Source organism: Pseudoxanthomonas sp. SGNA-20 (assembly GCF_003931635.1).
In the GTDB taxonomy this organism is placed as follows: domain Bacteria; phylum Pseudomonadota; class Gammaproteobacteria; order Xanthomonadales; family Xanthomonadaceae; genus Pseudoxanthomonas.
The window spans coordinates 16,220-33,367 of record NZ_RRYK01000006.1 but is presented as its reverse complement, the minus strand read 5'-3'; the positions used below and the strand labels follow the sequence as shown (position 1 = coordinate 33,367).

The 17,148-nt window shown below is 72.5% G+C and carries 15 protein-coding genes; 10 read left to right on the top strand and 5 right to left on the bottom strand.

The window, feature by feature from the left end:
* Position 1 precedes the first annotated feature (1 nt).
* The 7 genes from EIM48_RS11195 to EIM48_RS11170 all read left to right on the top strand — a co-directional run bounded on the left by EIM48_RS11195 (position 2) and on the right by EIM48_RS11170 (position 7,694).
* Positions 2–1,204: an ABC transporter permease gene (locus EIM48_RS11195; RefSeq protein ID WP_125077076.1), complete on the top strand. Its 1,203-nt coding sequence runs from the start codon at positions 2–4 to the stop codon at positions 1,202–1,204.
* Positions 1,197–1,916 carry an ABC transporter ATP-binding protein gene (locus tag EIM48_RS11190; RefSeq protein ID WP_125111676.1) on the top strand — a complete coding sequence of 240 codons (720 nt, stop codon included), beginning with the start codon at positions 1,197–1,199 and terminating at the stop codon, positions 1,914–1,916. The genes EIM48_RS11195 and EIM48_RS11190 overlap by 8 nt, the downstream gene beginning before the upstream one ends.
* A gap of 185 nt (positions 1,917–2,101) precedes the next feature.
* Positions 2,102–3,268, top strand: a complete 1,167-nt coding sequence (locus EIM48_RS11185; RefSeq protein ID WP_125111675.1) for a PQQ-dependent sugar dehydrogenase — start codon at positions 2,102–2,104, stop codon at positions 3,266–3,268.
* Between the two features lie 218 nt (positions 3,269–3,486).
* On the top strand, positions 3,487–3,966 hold the full coding sequence (locus EIM48_RS11180; RefSeq protein ID WP_028915008.1) for a VOC family protein: 480 nt from the start codon (positions 3,487–3,489) through the stop codon (positions 3,964–3,966).
* A 109-nt stretch (positions 3,967–4,075) separates the two neighbouring features.
* A complete protein-coding gene (locus EIM48_RS11175; protein WP_125111674.1) occupies positions 4,076–7,021 on the top strand; it encodes a two-component regulator propeller domain-containing protein in 2,946 nt (981 codons plus the stop codon).
* A 74-nt stretch (positions 7,022–7,095) separates the two neighbouring features.
* Positions 7,096–7,224, top strand: coding sequence for a hypothetical protein (locus EIM48_RS15680; protein ID WP_019397063.1), 129 nt, complete (start codon positions 7,096–7,098; stop codon positions 7,222–7,224).
* Complete coding sequence (locus tag EIM48_RS11170; RefSeq protein WP_125111673.1) at positions 7,221–7,694, top strand: YaiI/YqxD family protein; 474 nt, start codon at positions 7,221–7,223, stop codon at positions 7,692–7,694. The genes EIM48_RS15680 and EIM48_RS11170 overlap by 4 nt, the downstream gene beginning before the upstream one ends.
* A 48-nt stretch (positions 7,695–7,742) precedes the next feature.
* Here EIM48_RS11170 and EIM48_RS11165 read toward each other — a convergent pair whose 3' ends face one another.
* The gene (locus EIM48_RS11165) at positions 7,743–10,448 is read right to left on the bottom strand and encodes a glycoside hydrolase family 3 C-terminal domain-containing protein (protein WP_125111672.1); all 2,706 of its coding nucleotides are present in this window, start codon (positions 10,446–10,448) and stop codon (positions 7,743–7,745) included.
* A 258-nt stretch (positions 10,449–10,706) separates the two neighbouring features.
* Between EIM48_RS11165 and EIM48_RS11160 the strand changes: the two genes are divergently transcribed.
* A complete protein-coding gene (locus EIM48_RS11160; protein WP_125111671.1) occupies positions 10,707–11,678 on the top strand; it encodes an alpha/beta hydrolase in 972 nt (323 codons plus the stop codon).
* Between the two features lie 16 nt (positions 11,679–11,694).
* On the opposite strand, the gene EIM48_RS11155 is transcribed toward EIM48_RS11160, so the two are convergent.
* The gene (locus EIM48_RS11155) at positions 11,695–12,525 is read right to left on the bottom strand and encodes a hypothetical protein (protein ID WP_019397067.1); all 831 of its coding nucleotides are present in this window, start codon (positions 12,523–12,525) and stop codon (positions 11,695–11,697) included.
* A gap of 201 nt (positions 12,526–12,726) precedes the next feature.
* On the opposite strand from EIM48_RS11155, the gene EIM48_RS11150 reads away from it, so the two are divergent.
* Positions 12,727–14,031: a hypothetical protein gene (locus EIM48_RS11150; RefSeq protein WP_164544190.1), complete on the top strand. Its 1,305-nt coding sequence runs from the start codon at positions 12,727–12,729 to the stop codon at positions 14,029–14,031.
* Between the two features lie 3 nt (positions 14,032–14,034).
* Here the strand turns inward: EIM48_RS11150 and EIM48_RS11145 are convergent, their stop codons facing one another.
* Entirely contained in the window at positions 14,035–14,286 is a 252-nt protein-coding gene (locus tag EIM48_RS11145; RefSeq protein ID WP_233581684.1) for a hypothetical protein, read from the bottom strand.
* A 142-nt stretch (positions 14,287–14,428) separates the two neighbouring features.
* Here EIM48_RS11145 and EIM48_RS11140 point away from each other — a divergent pair, with 142 nt between their 5' ends.
* A complete protein-coding gene (locus tag EIM48_RS11140; protein WP_125111669.1) occupies positions 14,429–15,487 on the top strand; it encodes an ROK family protein in 1,059 nt (352 codons plus the stop codon).
* A 46-nt stretch (positions 15,488–15,533) separates the two neighbouring features.
* Here EIM48_RS11140 and EIM48_RS11135 read toward each other — a convergent pair whose 3' ends face one another.
* Together EIM48_RS11135 and EIM48_RS11130 are read right to left on the bottom strand one after the other, a co-directional pair.
* Positions 15,534–16,550 carry a glycoside hydrolase family 5 protein gene (locus tag EIM48_RS11135; protein ID WP_233581683.1) on the bottom strand — a complete coding sequence of 339 codons (1,017 nt, stop codon included), beginning with the start codon at positions 16,548–16,550 and terminating at the stop codon, positions 15,534–15,536.
* Positions 16,551–16,647: 97 nt separating this feature from the next.
* Positions 16,648–16,998 (bottom strand): NIPSNAP family protein, encoded by a 351-nt coding sequence (locus EIM48_RS11130; RefSeq protein ID WP_233581682.1) that lies wholly within the window; start codon positions 16,996–16,998, stop codon positions 16,648–16,650.
* Positions 16,999–17,148 lie beyond the last annotated feature (150 nt).

Below are 17,148 nucleotides of genomic sequence, written 5' to 3'. Positions count from 1 at the left end.
CATGTGGATCGAGGCCACCATCGCCATGCGCTTCCTGCGCCAGGGACGCGCGCAGTCGCTACTGATCCTGTGCGGGATCGCGGTGGGCGTGGCGGTGATCGTGTTCGTCACCGCGCTGATCTCCGGGCTGCAGCAGAACCTCATCGAACGCACCCTGGGCACCCAGGCGCACGTGCGGGTGGAAGCGCCGCGCGAGGTCAACCTGCTGGCGCCGGCGCAGCCGGGAACGCTGCAACTGGTGCTGGAGGACCCGCGCCCGCAGGCGCTGCGCCCGATCGACAACTGGCTGCAGGTGCGCGACGTGATCGGGCGCCTGCCGGGCGTCACCGCGGTCTCGCCGGTGGTCTCGGGCCCGGCGTTCGGCCGCCGCGGCGATGCCACCGAATCGGTGGCCCTGGTCGGGATCGACCTGGCGCGCTACCTGCGGGTGATCCCGCTGCACGAGAACATGGTCGAGGGCAGGCTGGACGTCGGCTCCGGCAACGGCGTGGTCGGCCGCAAGCTGGCCGAGGACCTGGGCTTGCGCACCGGCGGCAAGCTGCGCCTGGACGCCGGCAAAGGCCGCGAGGCGGTGATCAACGTGGCCGGCATCTTCGAGCTGGGCGTGCGCGAGCTGGACGCACGCTACGTCTACCTGGACCTCAAGCAGGCGCAGTCGCTGCTGGCCCTGCCTGGCGGCGCCACCGTGATCGACGTGACCGTGGAGGACGTGTTCGCCGCCGACCGCATGGCCGCGCGCATCAACGGCCTGACCGGGCTGAAGGCCGAGAGCTGGATGCAGACCAATGCCCAGCTGATGAACGCGCTGGCCTCGCAGAGCATGTCCACGCGCATGATCAGCTTCTTCGTCGCCATCTCGGTGGCGCTGGGCATCGCCAGCGTGCTGGCGGTGAGCGTGGCCCAGCGCACCCGCGAGATTGGCATCCTGCGCGCCATGGGCACCCGCCGGCGGCAGATGCTGCAGGTGTTCCTGGTCCAGGGCGCGGTGCTGGGCCTGGCCGGCTCGGCGATCGGCGCGCTGGCCGGCTGGGGCCTGGCGGCCGCGTTCAATACGTTCGGGCCGAAGCTGTTCACCATCGACCTGCCGCCGATCCTGGTGCCGGCGGCAATGGCACTGGCCACCCTGGCCGGCACCGGCGCGGCGCTGGTGCCAGCCTGGCGCGCCTCGCGCCTGGACCCGGTGGAGGCGATCCGCCATGCCTGAGCCGCGCGAGGTCCTGCGCCTGGAAGGGCTGCGCAAGTCCTACAACATCGGCCAGCCGAACGAGGTCGAGGTCCTGCACGGCATCGACCTGCGCCTGGACAGCGCCGACTTCGCGGCCCTGGTCGGTCCCTCGGGCTCGGGCAAGAGCACCCTGCTCAACCTGGTTGGCCTGCTCGACTCGCCCACCGCCGGCGAGCTGTACCTGGGCGGGCAGCCGACGCGGGAGATGGACGACGAGGCGCGCACCGCATTGCGCGGCCGCCACATCGGCTTCGTCTTCCAGTTCCACCACCTGATCGGCGCGTTCACCGCGCTGGAGAACGTGCTCATGCCATGGATGGTGGCCAACGGCAAGCCGACACCGGAGATCGTGGACATCGCCCGCGGCCTGCTGGCCGACGTCGGCCTGGAGAAGTTCGCCGACCGCCGCCCGGACCAGCTCTCTGGCGGCCAGCAGCAGCGCGTGGCGATCGCCCGCGCCCTGGTCACCCGCCCTTCCCTGCTGCTGGCCGACGAACCCACCGGCAACCTGGATACGAAGACGGCGGCTTCGGTGTTCGAGCTGCTGCGCCGCTTCAACGAGCAGTTCGGCTGCGCGGTGCTGGTGGTGACCCACGATCCGCGCCTGGCATCCACCTGCGACCGCACCATCACCCTGGTCGACGGCGCCATCGTCTCCGACGAACGCCACCCGCAGCCTCGCACCCCGTAGCCCGGACAAGGCCGCAGGCCCGCATCCGGCAATGGAGTGCCCGCGACCTTCGATCACGTGGAGGCCTCGCCCGTTCCCGGGGGCGCTTCGCTTACCCGGGCCGCGGAGCAGGCGCCGATGTTGACGCAGGCCCAAGGTCGCCCCCGCTACGGTGGCCGCCACTCCGCATCCTGCAAGGAACCGCCATGAAATCGACCGCGCTTTCCCTCGCCCTGGCCGCGGGCCTGGCGCTGCTGGCCGCCGGCTCCCTGGCCATCGTCGAACCCGTGCACGCCGCGCCGCAGGGCCCGACCGCCCCGGCCAATGCCCCGTTCAAGGTCACCGAGATCAAGCGCTTCGAAGCGCCCTGGGCGATGACCTTCCTGCCCGATGGCCGCCTGCTGGTCACCGAGATGGCTGGAACCCTGCGCCTGTTCGATCCGGCCAGCGGCAAGCTGGGCACGGTCGGCGGCGTGCCGAAGGTGGCGCATGGCGGCCAGGGCGGTCTGTCCGACGTGGTGCTGCATCCGGACTTTGCCCGCAACCAGCTGGTCTACATCAGCTACAGCGAGGCCGGCGAAGGCGGCACCGCGGGTGCGGCGGTGGCGCGGGCGAAGCTGGTGCCCGACCAGGCCGGCGGCGGCCAGCTCGAGGACCTGCGGGTGATCTGGCGCCAGGAGCCGAAGGTCAGCGGCCAGGGCCACTTCGGCCAGCGCATCGCGTTCGACCGTGACGGCAAGCTGTGGATCAGCTCCAGCGAGCGGCAGAAGTTCGATCCGGCCCAGGACATGAAGGCCAACCTGGGCAAGATGATCCGGCTCGACGACGACGGCAGCGTGCCGGCCGACAATCCGTTCGCCGACCAGGGCGGCGTGGCCGCGCAGGTGTGGTCGCTGGGCCACCGCAACATCCTCGGCGTGGCCTTCGACGGCGAGGGCCGGCTGTGGGCGCACGAGATGGGGCCCAAGGGCGGCGACGAGCTCAACCTCATCGAACGTGGCGCCAACTACGGCTACCCCATCGTCTCCAACGGCGACCATTACGACGGCAAGCCGATCCCCGACCACGACACCCGCCCGGAATTCCACGCCCCGGCAGTGAGCTGGAACCCGGTGATCTCGCCGGCCGGCTTCGTGATCTACAGCGGCGACCGCTATCCGGGCTGGAAGGGCTCGGGCCTGATCGGCGGCCTGTCGTCGAAGTCGCTGGTGCGGATCGCATTTGACGGCACCGACGCCCGCGAGGCCGAACGCTTCGACATGGGCCGCCGCATCCGCGAAGTCGAACAGGGTCCGGACGGCACCATCTGGCTGCTGGAGGACGGCACCCGCGACGGCCAGGGCTGGCTGCTGCGGCTGGACCCGAAGAGTTGAAGCCACGGCCGCCTGGACACCGGGGCTACGCCCCCTGCCGCGTGGCAGTCCCCGAAAGCCCCGGATCCCGGCGTGCACGGGGCGGCATGGCGAGGACACGCCTCCACCGTCCGGGTGTCGATTCCGGGCCGCGCCGGACGACGTACAGGAAGAGATCACCGCGCGGCGGCCGCCAGGCGCCGCGCGGCGAGTGGCCCGCCCCTGCAGGAGACATCACCATGGTTGCGCGCAACACAATCTGCCTGTGGTACGAACGCGACGCCCTCGAGGCCGCGCGTTTCTACGCCAGCGTCTTCCCCGACAGCTCGGTCGGCCGGATCTTCCGCGCCCCGGCCGATTTCCCCTCCGGCAAGGCCGGCGACGTGCTGACCGTGGAGTTCACCGTGCTGGGCCTGCCCTGCGTTGGCCTCAACGGCGGCCCGCACTTCAAGCAGACCGAGGCCTTCTCGTTCCAGGTCGCCACCGCCGACCAGGCCGAAACCGACCGCTACTGGGACGCCATCGTCGGCAACGGCGGCCAGGAGAGCGAATGCGGCTGGTGCAAGGACCGCTGGGGCGTGTCCTGGCAGATCACCCCGCGGGTGCTGCTCGAGGCGATCAACAGCCCGGACCCCGGCGTGGCCCGGCGCGCCTTCGCGGCGATGATGACCATGCGCCGGATCGACGTGGCGAAGATCGAGGCGGCCATCCGCGGCTGAGCCGCCCCGCCCTGCCAGCCCCCACCACACGGGTCCGTACGCCTTTGGTCGCGCAGCGCAGGATGTGACGCACTGCTAATATCCGCGCACCGACCGGTTAGGGGGACCGATGCCCGGAGTTGCACCGCTGCGTAAGCCCGGGCGCGCCCTCGCGCTCGGGGCTTGCGCTTTCGCCGCGCTGCTTGCGGCGCCGCCGGTCCAAGCCCTCACCCCGGACCGGCCGATCGGCCAGTTCACCCACGTCTGGTACGAGAACCAGCTGCCGCAGGGCACCGTGCTCGGCATCGCCCAGCACGCCGACGGCACCATCTGGCTGTCCACCTACGCCGGCCTGGCGCGGCACAGCGGCCAGGGCTTCGACACCTTCGAGCCGCGCAACGCACCGGTACTGCAGAGCTCGGCCATCACCGCCGTGGCCAGCGACGGCGACCAGGGCCTGTGGGTGGGCACGCTCAACGGCGGTCTCTACCACCGCCGCGGCAACCAGCTGCGCCAGGTGGCGCTGCCGCAGGGCGCCGACAGCGTGTTCGGCATCGTCACCGATGCCGGCGGCGCGCTGTGGGTGACCACCAACCTGGGCGTGGTCCGGATCGCCGACGGCGATGCGCGGCTGCTGGGCGACGCCGAAGGCTTCCCGCCGCGCGGCTTCTACCGCGCCATCGTCGCCGACCCGGCCGGCGGCGTGTGGATCGCCGCCGACGGCGTGGGCGTGGTGCACTGGGCCGGGGACGGGAGCGGCGCGCGCCTGTACGACGCCCACGACGGCCTGCCCTCCAACGCCGTCTACAGCCTGACGATGGACGCCTCCGGCACCGCCTGGGTCGGCACCCAGAACGGCCCGGCCTACTTCCGCGACGGCCGCTTCCACCGCGAGCGGCGCATCGCCGCGCTGGACCAGAGCCGCATCTACACCCTCTACGGCGACCGCGAGGGCACGGTCTGGTTCGCGCCGCTGGGCGCCGGCCTGTGCCGCCTGACCGCCGCCGACTTCTTCTGCGACGACAGCCTCGAGGGCCTGCACGGCGAGACCGTGCGCTCGATGCTGGAGGATCGCGAGGGCAACCTCTGGATCGGCACCACCTCCAGCGGCGTGCACCGGCTGAGCCAGTCCAAGCTGGTCACCATCACCGCGCCGATGGCCTCCAACGCGGTGCGCGCGGTGCACCCGGCCGCCGATGGCACGCTCTGGATCGGCACCGATGGCGGCGGCCTGGCGCGCTACCGCGAGCCGTACCTGGAGCCGGCGGAGGCCTACAACCGGCAGCTGCCGAGCCAGCTGGTGCGCGCCATCCTCGGCGACGCGGCCGGGCAGCTGTGGGTCGGCGGCACCGAGGGCGTGATCCGCTTCGACCGCGCCGGCCGCGCCCGCCACTTCAGCATCGGCCACGGCCTGCCCGGGACCATCGTGTTCGCGTTCGCCCCGGCGCGGGCCGGCGGCATGTGGGTCGGCACCCTGCAGGGCGTGGCCCGGATCGACGGCGGCCAGGTGCACGTGGCCGAGCCCACCCGCGGCGACGACGTGCGCTCGCTGTACGAGGATCCGGACGGCCGCCTGTGGATCGGCCTGCGCAGCGGCCTGCGCTGCCTGCAGGGCGGGCGCCTGGACGACTGCGGCGTCGGCGGCCTGTCCGGCAGCGTGTTCGCCTTCCATCCCGGCGAGGACGGCAGCCTGTGGCTGGGCACCGGCAACGGCATCGTCCATGTCCGCCGCGGCGTGGCCACCCGCTACGCCGAAGACGCCGGCTTCCACGGCGATGCGGTGTTCGCGCTGCTGGACGACGGCGACGGCAACTTCTGGTTCAGCTCCAACCGCGGCATCGGCCGCATCGCGCGCTCCGACCTGGCGGCGCTGGACCGCGGGCATGCGCGCAAGGTCGCGCCGCAGTGGTTCGGCACCGCCGACGGCATGCTCAACGCCCAGGGCAACGGCGCCTCGCAGACCCCGGCCGGGCGCACCGCCGACGGCCGCATGTGGTTCGGCACCGCCAAGGGCCTGGTGCTGGTCGATCCCGGGCGCATGCAGGGCAACCCGCAGCCGCCGCCGGTAACGGTGGAGCGCCTGCTGGTGGACGGCGTGGAAGTGGATCCGGAGGGGGCGCCGCGCCTCGCCCCCGGGGTCGAGCGCCTGGAACTGCACTACGCGGCGATGAGCTACGTGGCGCCGACGGCGGTGCGCTACCGCTACCGGCTGGAGGGCTTCGACCGCGGCTGGAACGAGGCCGGCAACATGCGCCGCGCCCACTACACCAACCTGCCGCCGGGCGACTACGTGTTCCGGGTGGTGGCCAGCAACAACGACGGGGTGTGGAACATGGAGGGCGCCAGCCTGCACTTCACCCTGCTGCCGCGCTGGCACCAGACCTGGTGGGTGCGCGGCCTGGCGCTGCTGGCCCTGGCCGGGCTGGTGGTGCTGGGCGTGCGCCTGCGCCTGCGCGCCGCACGCATCCGCGAGCGCGAGCTGACCCGCGAGGTGGCGCTGCGCACCGAGGCCCTGCGCGAGGCCAACGAGCGCCTGCGCCGGATCGCCGCCAGCGACGCCCTGACCGGCATCCCCAACCGCGGCGAGTTCAACCGCCGCCTGCGCGAGGCCTGGAACGACCACGCCAACCGCGACGCGCCGCTGGCGGTGCTGCTGGTCGACGTGGACGACTTCAAGGCCTACAACGACAGCTACGGCCACCTCGGCGGCGACACCGCCCTGGTCGCGGTGGCCAACCGCCTGGCCGACATGGTCGGTCCCGGCGAAGGCCTTGTGGCGCGCTACGGTGGCGAGGAGTTCGCGGTGCTGCTGCGCGACTGCGACGCCGAGGCGGCGCTGGACCGCGCGCAGCGCATGGTGGCCGGGATCCGCGCCTGCGCCATGCCGCACCGCGCCTCCAGCGTGGGCGATGCGGTCACCGTCAGCATCGGTGCGGCCAGCGTGCGCCCGGCCGACGGCGCCAGCCCCGACGACCTGCTGCGCAGCGCCGACGCGGCCCTTTACCGGGCCAAGGCCGACGGCCGCGACCGCGCCCTGCCCGCCGGCGAGGTGCCGCCGATCGTGCTGCCGTTCTGAACGGCAGCCGCGGCCTGGCGGCCGGCCCGCGCCCGGGGCGCGTACACTGCCCCCTCGATCCGACGAGAGTGCAGATGGCCAAGCCGAACTATTCCTTCGAGAAGCGCCAGCGCGAGCTGGCGAAAAAGAAGAAGCAGGACGAGAAGGACGCGAAGAAGCGCGCCGCGCGCGAAGCCAGGAACGGCACGCCGACGGCGGGATGAACGATAACGGGCCCCGCCCCGCCTGCATCTGGGTGGACGCCGATGCCTGCCCGGTGCCGGTGCGCGAGATGCTGTTCCGCGCCGCCATGCGCGCCAGGGTGCAGCTGACCCTGGTGGCCAACCAGTGGCTGCGCACCCCGCCCTCGCCCTTCATCCGCGCCATCCAGGTGCAGGGCGGCTACGACGTGGCCGACGACGCCATCGCCGAGCGCGCCGGGGCCGGCGACCTGGTGGTGACCCAGGACATACCGCTGGCCGCCCGCGTGCTCGCCAACGGCGCGCTGGCGGTCAATCCGCGCGGCGAGCGCTTCACCGCCGACAACATCGCCGAGCGGCTGTCGGTGCGGAACTTCATGGAGGAACTGCGCGGCGCGGGGGTGCAGACCGGCGGCCCGGCGGCCTATGGCCCGCGCGAGCGCCAGGCCTTCGCCGCGCAGCTGGACCGCTGGATCGCGCAGCGGGGGAGTTGAGCCGCGCATCCGGAGGACGCCGCCGCACGGCGGCGCCCCCCGTACCGGTCAGCGTTCGACCGGGCGTGCCTGGTCGACCTTGAACGCCGCCTGGCGCCCGGGCGCCCCGGTGCCCGGCTGGCCGCCGCCGACAAACACGCGGTAATTGCCCGCGAACACCTGGCGCTCGCCCTCGGCGGTCACCGCGCTGAGGTCGCGCGGATCCAGCGCGAACTCCAGCACCCGGCGCTCGCCCGGGGCCAGGTGCACGCGCTGGAAGCCGCGCAGCGCGATCCGCGGCAGGCCTTCGATGTCGGGGAAGTCCAGGTACAGCTGCGCCACCTCGTCGCCGGCGCGCTTGCCGGTGTTGCGCACCTCGGTGACTACCTTCAGCCCCTCCTGCGCGCCGCCCGGCGCCGGCTCCAGCCTCAGCGGCGCATAGGCGAACGTTGTGTAGCTGAGACCGTGGCCGAACGGGTACACCGGCTTGCCTTCGAAATAGCGGTAGGTGCGCCCGCGCATGGCGTAGTCGTCGAACGGCGGCAGGTCCTCGACCGAACGGTAGAAGGTCAGCGGCAGGCGCCCGGCCGGGTTGGCGTGGCCGGCCAGCACGTTGGCCACCGCCAGGCCACCGGACTGGCCCGGGTACCAGGCCTCGATGATCGCCGCGGCATGCTGCTTCGCCCAGGCCAGGTTCACCGGGCTGCCGTTCATCAGCACCACCACCAGCGGCTTGCCGGTGGCGCGCGCGGCCGCCAGCAGCGCCTGCTGGTCGGCCAGCAGGTCCAGGCTGGTCTTGTCGCCGCCCTTGAAGCCCGGCACCTCGACCGGCGCTTCCTCCGCTTCCAGGTCCGAGGTCAGGCCGACCACCGCGACGATCACGTCGCTGTCGGCCGCCGCCGCGCGCATGCGTTCGAGCGGGTCCTCGACCACCCGCTTCCACAGCAGGCCGATGCCGGCCAGTACCCGCGCCTCGCTCACCACCTTGACCGGGTAGCGCTTGCCCGCTTCCAGGTGCACGGTTGCCAGCGTCGGCAGGCTGTTCCAGGACGCGCCCTCCAGGTCCAGCAGCGGCTTGCCGTCGAACTCCAGCGAACCATTGAAGCCGCCCAGGCCCAGGCGGTAGCTGCCGGTTTCCGGCGGCACCAGGTAGCCGGTCCACTCCACGCGGTGGATGTCGTGCACCTGGGCCAGGTCCAGGCTGCGGCTGTTGACGTCCGCCTCCACCCGCTCGACCACCGGTTGCTCCTCGAAGCCCACCTGCGCGATCCAGGCGTCCATCTGTCCGGGCTCGAACCGCGCCGGCGGCTTCTGCCGGGTGTTGTAGTAGCGCGCCAGCAGCCCGGGCCGTCCGTCCGGCGCCAGCAGCGCCGAGTTCGGCACCGGATCGCCGTCGGTGTAGGTCGGCGAGAACGGGACGTGGGCGAGCGTGGCTTCGGGCATGGCCTTGCGCAGGCCTTCCAGCACCGAGACCGGCGGCGCCGACTGGGTGGAGGAATAGTTGCCGCGCAGCACCCGGGTGGCGTCGGCCAGCGGACCGACCACCGCCACCTTCGCCCGCGGGCGCAGCGGCAGCACGCCGTCGTTCTTCAGCAGCACCAGGCTCTTCTCCGCCGCCTCCAGCGCCAGCGCGGCGTGTTCCGGCTTGCCCAGCTCCTCCGGCGAGGCGGTCTCGGTGGACACCGGGCGCAGGCCCGGCAGGTCGCCGGTGCGGTAGCGCGCGGCGAACAGCCGCACCAGGGCGCGGTCGACGTCGGCCTGGGTGATCAGGCCGCGCTCCAGCGCCTCGCGGTATGGCCGCGACAGGCCGGCGGTATCCACCAGGGTGGCGCCGTTGCACTCGTTGTCCACGCCCGAGCGCATCGCCGCGGCCACCGCGGCGGCCGGGTCGGGCGCGTAGTGGTGGTGCTTGCTGATGTCGGCCACCGCGTCGCAGTCGGAAACCACGTAGCCCTTGAAGCCCCAGGCGCCGCGCAGGTAGTCCTTGAGCAGCAGGTCGTTGGCGCAGGCCGGCTGCCCGTCGACCCGGTTGTAGGCGCACATCACCGAGCCGGCGCCGCCCTCCACGATCGCGGCGCGGAACGCCGGCAGGTAGGTGTCCTCCAGGTCGCGGCGGGAGACGTAGACGTTGGCCGAATGCCGGGTCGATTCGGGGCCGCTGTGCACCGCGTAGTGCTTGGGCGTGGCGACGATGTCGTACCACTGCGGATGCTCGCCCTGCACGCCGCGCACGTAGGCCACGCCCATGCGCGCGGCCAGGAACGGGTCCTCGCCGTAGGTTTCCTGGCCGCGGCCCCAGCGCGGGTCGCGGAAGATGTTGATGTTCGGCGACCAGGTGTTGAGCCCGGTGCCGATGCGCCCGGTGCGGCCGGTCTGCCGCGCCAGCGCGTGCAGGCCGCGCACCTCGGTGGCGATCACCTGGCCCACGCGCCGCACCAGGGCATCGTCGAAGCTCGCGGCCAGGCCGATCGGCTCGGGGAAGTTGGTGGTCGGCAGGGTGCCCATCGCCCCGTGCAGCGATTCGGTCCACCAGTTGTAGGCGGGCACGCCCAGGCGCGGGATCGCCGGCGCGGTGTTGAGCAGCTGTTCCAGCTTCTCCTCCGGCGTCAGCTGCGCCACCAGCGCCGCGGCCAGCTCGCGCGCCGGATCCGCAGGCTCGCCGGCGGACGCGGGTGCGCCAGCCTGCGGCGCACCGGCAGCGGGCATCGCCGCGGGCGATGCAGTGCACAAAACCAGCGCCAGCAGCAGCGGGCTGGCACGCAGCGATCCGACCATCCGATTCCTCCCGTGGAAGTCCATTCCGCGCCTGCGGAAAGCGATGCCAGAGGGTAGCCGCAGGCCTGCGCATCGGCGATTCCAAAACGCATATCCCAGGGATCTTTTTTCCTATACCGGCCCAATCGCGCCCCTGCCCTGGCTTATGCTCGCCGCGCCCCGCATCCAGTACGAACGCGCTGCCCGCGCACGAAGGCGGCGGCCACCCGGCGCGGGCCGCGACCACAACGACACGGACGACCAGAGGGAGGAGACGCAATGCCACTGAATTCCTGTTTCGGGCATGCCAGGCAGGCCATCCGCCGCAGCGGCGGACCGCTGCTGCTGGCGCTGTTGCTGGTTGGCGCCGGCCTGGCCCCGGCCAGCGCCAACGACGACCGCATGACCCCGATCCCGATCCCCGAGCAGCCCAACGCGATCAAGCTGCCTACCGGCCCGCTGCCGGACGCGAAGAATCCGGAAGCCTGGCACAAGCAGTACGGCAGCATGTTCGCCCGCAACGTCACCGAGGCGACCCTGACCCCGTTCCTGCCGGATCCGGCCATCGCCACCGGCGCGGCGGTGATCGTCGCCCCGGGCGGCGGCTTCCGTTCGCTGTCGATGGAGAACGAGGGCTGGGACGTGGCCCGCGCGCTCAACAAGGAGGGCGTGGCCGCGTTCGTGCTCAAGTACCGCCTCAACCAGACCCCGGCCGACCTGGAGGGCTTCGCCGAGTCGATCCGGCAGATGCTGTCCGGCCCGCGCCCGCCGCGCGACCCGGGTGCGTTCGATGCGGCCAAGATGCTGGCCCCGCAGCTGGCCGACGCGCGCGCCGCGTTCGCCCTGGTGCGCAGCCGCGCCAAGGAATGGAACATCGATCCGGACCGCATCGGCATGATCGGCTTCTCCGCCGGCGCGATGCTGACCCTGACCACCGCCCTGCATGGCGAGGACGCCAAGCCGGCCTTCATCGGCAACATCTACGGCCCGATCTCGGCGGTCGACAAGGTGCCGGCCGATGCCCCGCCGATGTTCGTGGCCCTGGCCGCCGACGACGGCCTGTTCAGCAACCAGGGCTTCGGCATCGTCGAGAGCTGGCAGAAGGCCGGCCGTCCGGTCGAGTTCCACTACTACGAGCAGGGCGGCCACGGCTTCGGCATGTACCAGAAGGAGACCACCAGCACCGGCTGGTTCGAGGCCTGGGCCGCGTGGCTGAAGATGCACGGCTACCTGGACCGCAAGAAGTCCTGAGCCTGCCCGGCGCGGGTCAGCGGTACGGCCCTGGCCCGCGCCACACCAGCTTGCCGAGGTGGAACACGTAGCGCACGCTGATCACCTCGCGCGCATCGCCCACGCCGATCATCTCCGGCGAGGCCGGATCCAGCATGCGGCACTTGCTGGCACCGCGCCGCAGCGCCACCTCCGCCGGGCAGACCATGCGCTGGCGCGTGCCCGGCAACGGGATCGCCACCTCGGTCATGCCCTGCGCGATCCAGTCGCGCAGCGTCTGCTCGGCCATCAGTTCGTACACCACCTGGTAGCCGCCCACGTCCATGGTCGGCTCGCCGCCGGTATCCACCTGGTCCGGGCGGCCGTTGTTGTCGACCACGCCGGCCTCGCGGCTGTTGCCCTGCGGCACCAGTTCCTCTTCCGCCGTTCCCGGCGGGCGCCCGTTCCACGGATGCGGCGGGCGCGGCGCGTCCACGCTCGCCGGCTGCGCCCGGCGCGGCTGCGGCCGTGGTTGCGGCTGCGGCGGTTGCGGCCGCGGTTCCGGATCGGCCGGCAGCAGCACGCGCCGCGGATCGGCCAGCTCCCGCGCATCCAGCTGCCGCGGCGGAGCGGCTTCCACCGGCTCCGGCTCGGGCGCGTCCGGCAACTCGGGACCGGGCTGCGGCTGGCCGACGAAATCCACCCGGATGCGGCCGGCGCTGGAGGCACCCTGCGGCGAGGTCACCACCGGCGGCGGCTCGGCTGCCTTCAGCAGGAGCAGCACCATCAGCAGGTGCAGCAGCGCGCTGGCCAGCGCGGCCAGCCAGGGCTGCAGGCGGTCGATGCGCGGTACGTCCGCCGACGGTGGGGGCGTCGCCGGTGGATTCATGCCGCGCGGGCGTAGTGGAAGCTGGCCCGCATGCGGGAACCGGAAGGTGGCGGGAAAGGAATCCGCATCCTAACGCGAGTACCCGCTCCGGCCACGCAGGAAGGCAGGCGCGTTCATGTGGAATCCGGCGTGGCTGCTTCCCTGTCGGCGCCGGTGCTATGGTCGCGCCGCACCTGTCCCCTGCCGTGCCGGAGACCGTCCATGCCCTCGATCCGACCCCAGGCCCGGTCCCTGCTGGTGCTGGCCCTGGCCAGTTCCATTCCCGCCGCCGATGCCGCGCCGGACCCGGCCGTGGCCGAGCACGTGTTTGCCGAAGCGCGGCGCCTGTGCGAGGCCGAGGCCGGCGCGTTGTGGGGGCGCTCGCTGTGCGGCCCGGTGATGCTCGTCGATCCCGCCGACGCCGGCGTCGTCGCCAGCCACGCCGATGCCGGCGGCGTGCTGGTCCGGCTGGGCGCGGTGTACACCGGCACCCTGCCGGCGGACGCGGTGATGTCCAACACCGCCATGGAATGGTCCGGCACCCGCTGGACCCAGCTGCTGTGGCCGGTGCCCCAGGATCCCAACATGCTGCGGACCACCCTGGTCCATGAGCTGTTCCACCGCATCCAGCCGGAGCTGGGCCTGGATCGCGGCGAGGCCGGCAACCGCCACCTCGACACATTTCAGGGCCGGTACCTGCTGCAGCTGGAATGGCGCGCCCTGGCGCGCGCGCTGATGGCCGAGGATCCGGCGCAGCGCCGCGACCACGTCGCCTCGGCGCTGGCCTTCCGCGCGGAGCGCCGGCGCCTGTTCCCGGAAGCCGCGCACGGGGAGACCGCGCTGGAGATCAACGAGGGCCTGGCCGAGTACACCGGCGTGCGCGCGGGCCTGGCCTTCGCCGAACAGCGCCGCGCCCACGGCGTGTACTCGCTGGCCGCGTTCATGGAGGCACCGGGCTTCGTGCGCTCGTTTGCCTATGCCAGTGGCCCGGCCTACGGCCTGCTGCTGGACGAAGCCGATCCGGCCTGGCGCGGCAAGCTGGACGCGGACGCCGACCTCGGGCGGATGCTGGCCGCCGCGCTGCGCCTGGATCCGGATGCGGCCACCGGCCTGGCGGCGCGCGAACGCCGCTACGATCCGGACGGCGAGGTGCTTGCCGCCGAGCAGGCGCGCGAGCGCCAGCGCCAGGAACGGCTGGCCGGCTGGCGCAGGTCGCTGCTGGAAGGCCCGGTGCTGGTGCTGCCGCTGCAGTCCACCCGCTTCCAGATGAACCCGCAGACCGTGGCCGCGCTGGACGATGTCGGCACGGTCTATCCCGAGCTGCGCCTGGGCGACCGCTGGGGCGAACTGGTGGTGGACGGCGGTGCGGCCCTGGTCCATGCCGACCGCAAGCGCGCGGTGGTGGCGCTGCCGGCCGGAAGCGACGGCCTGCGTGGCGAGGGCTGGACACTGTCGCTCAAGCCAGGGTGGAAGCTGGTGCCGGGCGAGCGCGAGGGCGACCTCACCCTCGCCGGCCCCGCGCCCTGAGGCTTACCCGCGGCTGCGCCTGCTCCGCGCCGGCATCGTCCCCTGCGGCAGCTTGCGCGTGGCCACCGCGACGATGGCGGCGCTCGACAGCAGGGTGCCCACCACCAGGCCGGTCACGGCCAGCAGGCCGCGGGTGGAAATGCACGCGCTGGCACGCAGGGAGACCTTGCCGGCGCGGATCCGCAAGGCGGTGGTATGGACGTCGCTGCCGCCCCGGCATGGAGCCGGCTGGCGGCGCTGGGAATCGTGGGCCATCGCATCGTTTCCGCGGGAGGAACCGGCATGCTCGGTGCCGGGCCGTGAACGCCGCGCGCGCGCCATGGCGGCGGGCATGGCCTCGACCGCGGCCTCACCGCCACCCGGCCAGCATGGGCCAGCCTTCCGTCCGGACCTGCCCATGGCCCGTCCCCGCCGCGCCCCTGCCCGCCCCGACGACCGCGGCCGCCATGCCGCGGTACACCTGCCCGGCCTGGACATCGACGGCTACAGCCTGTCGGTGCCCGATCCACAGGGCGACGGCTTCATCGGCGACCGCGCCAGCCAGACCGCCTTCCGCGGCCTGGTGGACGCGGCGCGCGAACACCACCTCACCGCGAAGGATCCGTTTGGCCGCAAGCCCTCGCGCGCACTGAAGAAGGAACATATCGACCTGGTCCTGGTCGGCGGCGGGCTGGATGCCTCGCACGCCATGCACCTGGCGGTGGAGGAATACGCACGCCAGCTGTGCTACGTGGTCCAGGTGTTCATGGCCCGGCCGGAGTGGCGCGGCGTGGAGCGCATCGTGATCGGCGGCGGCTTCCCCGAGCACCAGACCGGCGGCCTGGCCATGCGCCGCGCGATCCGCCAGCTCGAGCTGGCCGATACCGGGGTGGGCCTGCTGCCCTTGCGCCACGATCCGGACGAGGGCGGCCTGCTTGGCTGGTCGCCGCTGCTGCCGCAGGAACTGCACGGCCATGACGCCTTCCTCGCCGTGGACATCGGCGGCACCAAGCTGCGCTGCGGCATCGTCCGCCACCGGCTGCGGCACGATCCCACCGGCGGACATGGCCAGGTACTGGAGAGCATGGTCTGGCGCCACAAGAGCGACCGCCCCAACCGCGAGGCCGCGGTGCGGCGCATGGCGGCCATGCTCAACGGCCTGGCGGCGATGGCGCGCACCCTGGGGCTGAAGCTGGCTCCGTTCGTGGGCATCGCCTGCCCGGGCACGATCGAGCCGGACGGCTCGATCTCGGCCGGTGCACAGAACCTGCCCGGCGACTGGGAACGCCCGTTCCACCTGCCCGATGCGCTGGCCGCGTACCTGGAACCGGTCGGCGGCCGCGCACCGGCGGTGGTCATGCACAACGACGCGGTGGTGCAGGGTCTCAGCGAACTGGACCGCATGCACGACGTGCGCTGCTGGGGCGTGCTCACCATCGGCACCGGCCTGGGCAACGCCACCTACACCACGCGCTGAGCGGCCGCGGGCGGAGCGTCCTCCACCGCGGCCGCAGGCGCGCGTCTCAGTCCTGCTGCTTCGGCGGCACCACAGCGTGCAGCAGCGGCTCCACCCAGTCCTCGCGCTGGAAGTCGTAAAGCACGAAGTCGCTGGAGAACTGCCAGTACAGGTGGGCGAAGCCGCGCTTCTCCGCGGCGCGGGCGACGGTCCGGGTCCACAGCACCCGGTCCTCCATCGGCGCCTTGTCGTAGGCGCCGTACTCGCCCAGCAGGATCGGGCGGCCGTGCCTTCGCGACCAGGCCTCGACCTTGTCGAAGTCGCTCTCGATCTTCGCCACCTGCGCCGGCGTGAAGCGCACGCCGGTCTTTTCCGAGAACTGCGGCTCCACCCAGCTGGCGCCCTGGTGGGTGAAGGCGAACGGCTCGTAGTAGTGGAAGGTGACGACCAGGTGGCGGTCGTCCTCCGGCAGGCGCAGGGTGTCCAGCTCCTCGAGGTTGTTCCAGCGGGTCGGGCCGACCACGACGTTGCGGGTGGGATTGGTCTTGCGCACCACCTGCAGCAGCTTCGCCAACAGCGCGTTCCAGGCCCTGGCGTCGAGCGCTCCGTGCGGTTCGTTGAGCAGCTCGAACACCACCGAATCGGGCTGGGCGGCATAGCGCTCGCCCAGCTGGGTCCAGACCTGGACCAGCTTCGCCTCGCAGGCCGGCACGTCCTTCACGCAATCGTTGAAGTCGTGCACGTCGAGGATCACCTGCAGGTCATTGTTCCTGCCCCAGGCCAGGACCTGGTCCAGCTTCTCCAGCCAGGCCGGATCGAGGCGGTTGTCCTGGTCCAGGTGCGGGAAGGTGAACAGCACCACGCGCACCGTGCCCAGGCCGGCCTGGCGGATCCTGGCGAAATGCTCCTCGCGGTAGTTGCCCTGCCCGCCCGGCTGCCAGTACGGGTCGTAGCCCAGCACGTTGACGCCGGCGCCCATGCGCACGACCTGTTCGTGCGCCGACAGCGGCGGTTGGGCCATGGCCTGCGGCAACAGGGCCATCAGGCCCAGGCAGAGACCGGCAAGCAGGCGGATTCCGGACATGCGCTTTCCCCCTCTTCGCGTCGTCATGGGCAGGTGCCCGCGGGCCGTCCACCATAGCAGCCGGCCTGCGCGCCGCGCATGCCCCGGCCCGCGCGCCTCAGCGCACGCGGCCGCGGGGCGAGTAGTCCACCAGGCGCAGGGTGCGGTCCTCGATGTCGCCGACGAAGCGCCCGTGCCGCGCCGCGGTGGCGCGCTTGATCGCGGCCCATTCCGGGTCGGCCATGAACCGTTCCCAGGCCGCCACCATGGTCGCCTCGTCCGGCCAGCGCAGCAGGTAGACGAACTCCGGCCCCTCCTCCGTGCGCGCCTCCCACATCGCCACGATGTCGAAGCCGTGCCGGGCCATCAGCCGCGCGGCATGGTCGCGGAAGCGTTCGTGGAAGGCGATCCGGGTCTGGTCGTAGATCCGGTAGATGCGCAGCTGGTGGACCGGGCCGTCCTGCGCCACCGGATCGGCGGCGATGGCGGGGCTGGTGATGGCGTTGCGGAAGCAAGGAACAGGGAAAGCGCGGTCGTCCGGAACATCGGGAGGTACCTGCGTGGGGGCCTAGGGTTCCGGACAGGCCGCAGGCAGCGCAGGTTCCCGTGCGCGCGCGAC